Genomic DNA, 4,953 nt, shown 5'->3' on the forward strand with positions numbered 1-4,953 from the left:
CGTCTGGGGCACCGCCGAGATGGTCCTCAAGGTCAAGGAGCCGGTCTCCGAGGAGTACCACCGCCTCCGCGAGGACCTCACCCTCTTCACCTACCTGCACCTCGCCGCGGACAAGCCGCTCACCGAGGAGCTGCTCGCGCGCGGCACCACGGCGATCGCCTACGAGACCGTCCAGCTGCCCTCCGGCGGGCTGCCGCTGCTGTACCCGATGTCCGAGGTCGCCGGCTGCCTCGCTCCCCAGGTCGGCGCCTACTCGATGATGAAGGCCCAGGGCGGCCGCGGCGTGCTGATGGGCGGCGTCGGCGGCGTCGCCAACGCCAAGGTCGTCATCATCGGGGCCGGCGTCTCGGGCCAGAACGCCGCCAACATCGCCCTCGGCATGGGCGCCGACGTCACCCTGCTCGACACCGACCTCGACAAGCTGCGGATGTCCTTCTGGCGCTACAACAACCGGGTCCACGGGCTCGCGTCGTCGGCCCTGGCGATCCGCCAGCAGGTGATGGAGGCCGACATGGTGATCGGCGCCGTCCTCATCCCGGGTGCCGCGGCACCCAAGCTGGTCAGCAACGAGCTGGTCTCGCAGATGAAGCCCGGCTCGGTCCTCGTCGACATCGCCGTCGACCAGGGCGGCTGCTTCGAGGACACCCGCGCGACCACGCACGCCGACCCGACGTACATGGTCCACGACTCGGTCTTCTACTGCGTGGCCAACATGCCCGGCGCGGTGCCCAACACCTCGACGTACGCCCTGACCAACGCGACCATGCCGTACGCCGTGGCGCTGGCCGACAAGGGCTGGGCGCAGGCCTGCCGCGACGACGCGAGCCTGCTCAAGGGTCTCAACACCCACGCGGGCACGCTGACCAACCTGCCGGTCGGTCAGGGCGTGGGCATCGACGCCGTCACCCCGGAGTCGGTGCTGCCCTGAACGTGTCCGGCCTGAACGCATCCGGCCCCGACGGTCCGGGGGGCCTGACCCGGGCCGTGCGGACCTACCTCGACCACCTGTCGGTGGAGCGCGGGCTGGCCGCCAACACCCTCTCGTCGTACCGGCGCGACCTGCGCAGGTACGCCGCCCACCTCGACGAGCAGGGGATCACGAGCCTCGACGAGATCAGCGAGGCGACCGTGACGGGCTTCCTGGTCCGGCTGCGGGAGGGCGACCCCGACCACCCCCCGCTCAGCTCGACGTCGGCGGCGCGCACGGTGGTGGCGGTGCGCGGCTTCCACAAGTTCGCGGTGAGCGACGGCCTCGCCACGGTCGACCCGGCCAGCGCGGTCAAGCCGCCGACCCCCGCCAAGCGGCTGCCCAAGGCGCTGCCGCTCTCGGACGTCGAGGCGATCCTCGAGGCCTCCGGCGCAGCCGGCACCGCGCTGGCGTTGCGGGACCGGGCGCTGCTGGAGGTGCTCTACGGGACCGGGGCCCGGATCTCCGAGGCCGTGGGGCTCGACGTGGACGACCTCGACACCGTCGACGGCACGGTGCTGCTGCGCGGCAAGGGCTCCAAGGAGCGCCTGGTGCCGGTGGGTGGCTACGCGCTGGAGGCGGTCGACGCCTACCTCACCCGGGCGCGGCCCGACCTCGTCTCGCCGCGCACCCCGGGCGGGGCGCTGTTCCTCAACTCGCGAGGTGGCCGGCTCTCACGCCAGAGCGCGTGGGCCGTGCTGGTCAAGGCCGCCGACGCCGCCGGTGTCACGCGCGACGTCTCCCCGCACACGCTGCGCCACTCCTTCGCGACCCACCTCCTCGACGGGGGCGCGGACGTGCGTGTCGTGCAGGAGCTGCTGGGGCACGCGTCGGTGACCACCACGCAGGTGTACACACTGGTGACCGTGGACAACCTGCGCGAGGTCTTTGCGACCGCACACCCCCGGGCCCGAGAGTGACCCGCCTGGACGAGCGCCTCGGGTCCACCACCGACCCCGACGGCGTGTACGACGCGTTCACCGGCTGGGTCGAGGAGCAGGGCCTCGAGCTCTACCCGCACCAGGACGAGGCGGTCATCGAGCTGCTCGGCGGCAACCACGTCATCCTGGCCACCCCGACCGGGTCCGGGAAGTCGCTGGTCGCGCTCGGCGCCCACGTCGCCGCGCTGGCCCAGGACAAGGTGAGCTTCTACACCGCGCCGATCAAGGCGCTGGTCAGCGAGAAGTTCTTCTCCCTCTGCGAGGTCTTCGGAGCGGACAACGTCGGGATGCTCACCGGCGACGCCGCGGTCAACGCCGACGCCCCGATCATCTGCTGCACCGCCGAGATCCTGGCCAACATCGCGCTGCGCGAGGGTCGCTCGGCCGACGTCGGCCTCGTCGTGATGGACGAGTTCCACTTCTACGCCGAGCCCGACCGGGGATGGGCGTGGCAGGTGCCGCTGCTCGAGCTCCTGGACGCCCAGTTCCTGCTGATGTCGGCGACCCTGGGCGACGTCTCGTTCTTCGTGGAGGACCTGACACGTCGTACGGGGCGTGAGGTCGCGGTCGTGGCCGACGCGGAGCGCCCCGTCCCGCTGCACTTCTCGTGGTCCATGGAGCACCTGGACGACACGCTCGCCGAGCTCGTGGAGACCGGCCAGGCCCCGGTCTACGTCGTCCACTTCACCCAGGCCGCCGCCGTGGAGCATGCGACGTCGCTGCTCAAGGGGACGAAGATCAAGGTCGACAAGGACGCGATCGCCGAGCGCATCGGCGCCTTCCGCTTCGGCGCGGGCTTCGGCAAGACCCTGTCCAAGCTGGTGCGCAGCGGCATCGGCGTCCACCACGCGGGGATGCTGCCCAAGTACCGCCGTCTGGTCGAGCAGCTCGCCCAGTCCGGCCTGCTGACCGTCATCTGCGGCACCGACACCCTCGGCGTGGGCATCAACGTGCCGATCCGCACCGTGCTCTTCACCGGCCTCGCGAAGTTCGACGGCAACCGGCAACGCGTGCTGCGCACCCGGGAGTTCCAGCAGATCGCGGGCCGCGCGGGCCGCGCGGGCTACGACACGTCCGGCTACGTCGTCGTACAGGCGCCCGAGCACGTCATCGACAACGAGCGCGCCAAGAAGAAGGCCGAGGCCAAGAACGCCGCGCCGGGCGCCAACGCCAAGCGCAAGTCCAAGGCCCAGCTCAAGAAGCCGCCCGAGGGCACCGTGGTGTGGACCGAGCAGACCTACGACAAGCTCGTCGCCGGCGTCCCTGAGCAGCTGGTGTCGCGGATGCGGGTCGACAACGCGATGCTGATCAACGTCGCGACCCGCGACGAGGACGCGTTCGCGGTGATGCGCCGGCTGCTCACCGACAACCACGAGGACCGCCGCCAGCAGCTGCGGCTGTCGCGTCGGGCGCTGCGGCTGGGGCGCTCGCTGCTGCGCACCGAGGTGCTGACCCGGCTCGACGAGGTCGACGAGCACGGGCGCCGCTACGTGCTGACCGTCGACCTCCCGGCGGACTTCGCCCTCAACCAGCCGCTCGCGCACTTCGCGCTGGCGGCCCTGGACGTGCTCGACCCGGAGTCCGACACCTACACCCTCGACATCGTCTCGGTCATCGAGTCGGTGCTCGAGGCGCCCCGCCAGATCCTGATGGCCCAGCAGTTCACCGCCCGGGGCGAGGCCGTGGGGGAGATGAAGGCCGACGGCCTCGAGTACGACGAGCGGATGGCGCTGCTCGACCAGATCACCTGGCCGCAGCCGCTGGCCGAGCTGCTCGGTGCGCTCTACGAGACCTACCGCCAGCGGCACCCGTGGCTGCCCGAGGACGCCCTCGGGCCCAAGGCGGTCGTGCGCGAGCTGTGGGAGCAGGGGATGGGGTTCACCGACTTCGTCAGCCGCTACCAGCTGGCACGCTCCGAGGGGCTGGTGCTGCGCTACCTCACCGACGCCTACCGCACGTTGCGCCAGACGGTCCCGGACGTGCACCGCACCCCCGAGCTCGACGACCTGATCGAGTGGCTGGGCGAGACCATCCGGCAGACGGACTCCTCACTGCTCGACGAGTGGGAGGCGCTGACCGACCCCGCGCACGTGCCCGGCCGGGTCGCGGCGCACGAGCCGCCGCCCCCGCCGCGACCGATCAGCAGGCAGGCGCGTCCGTTCACGGTGATGATCCGCAACGCCATGTGGGCGCGGGTGGACCTGGTCTCCCGCGACGACCTGGACGGCCTGCTGCGCCTCGAGCGGGCGGCGGCGGACCGGCTCGACCCGTCGCGTCAGGTGGTCGTGGGGCGCTCGGTGTGGGACGCGGCGATCGAGGCCTACTACGCCGACCACGACTCCGTGGTGGTCGACGGCGACGCCCGGGGGCCGGAGCTGCTCCACATCGGCGACGAGCGGACGGGTGAGCCCCTCGGCGCGGAGGAGGGGACCACGGCCCGGCTGCGCGACGTACGCCAGACGATCCACGACCCCGCCGGTGACCACGACTGGGTGATCGATGCGGTCGTGGACTGCGACGCCTCGGACGAGGCGGGTGAGCTGGTCCTCGCCACCGCGGCGATGCACCGGCTGTGAGCCGTCAGTCGCGCAGCGCGGCCACTGCCGCGCGCACCACGTCGGCCAGCGGCAGCGACACGTCGACGACCACGCCCCGCTCGTCGCCGGCCAGCGGCTCCAGGGTGTCGAACTGCGACTGCAGCAGGGACGGGGGCATGAAGTGCTCCCGGGTCTCCATCCGCTCCCGCAGCACCTCGAACTCGGCGGCGAGGTGGACGAAGTGGACCGACCCGTCCGGTACGCCGCTGCGCAGCACGTCGCGGTAGGCCCGCTTCAGCGCCGAGCAGGTGAGCACGGTGGAGATCCCGTCGGCGTGGTGGAAGGCCTGGAGCGAGGCCAGCGCCTCCAGCCAGGGGCGTCGGTCGTCGTCGTCGAGGGGGATGCCGGCGGACATCTTCGCGATGTTGGCGGGCGGGTGCAGGCTGTCGCCCTCGACGAAGGTCCACCCGAAGCGCTCCGCCAGCTCGGCGGCGACGGTCGTCTTGCC

General features: G+C 71.8%; 4 protein-coding genes. 3 read left to right on the plus strand and 1 reads right to left on the minus strand.

What is annotated here, in order from left to right; all coding sequences use genetic code 11:
• The 3 genes from ald to ACXJKL_RS14435 form a co-directional block, all read left to right on the plus strand.
• Positions 1-928: alanine dehydrogenase (gene ald, locus ACXJKL_RS14425; RefSeq protein ID WP_457207736.1), on the plus strand; the 928-nt coding region annotated here is incomplete at its 5' end.
• 56 nt (positions 929-984) lie between these two features.
• Positions 985-1,887, plus strand: coding sequence for a site-specific tyrosine recombinase XerD (xerD, locus tag ACXJKL_RS14430; RefSeq protein ID WP_457207739.1), 903 nt, complete (start codon positions 985-987; stop codon positions 1,885-1,887).
• Positions 1,884-4,484, plus strand: coding sequence for a DEAD/DEAH box helicase (locus ACXJKL_RS14435; protein ID WP_457207737.1), 2,601 nt, complete (start codon positions 1,884-1,886; stop codon positions 4,482-4,484). The genes xerD and ACXJKL_RS14435 overlap by 4 nt, the downstream gene beginning before the upstream one ends.
• Positions 4,485-4,488: 4 nt before the next feature.
• Here the strand turns inward: ACXJKL_RS14435 and ACXJKL_RS14440 are convergent.
• On the minus strand, positions 4,489-4,953 hold a 465-nt coding region (locus tag ACXJKL_RS14440), incomplete at its 5' end, for a gluconokinase (protein WP_457207738.1).

The sequence above is a fragment of the Nocardioides sp. P5_C9_2 genome (assembly GCF_054049555.1).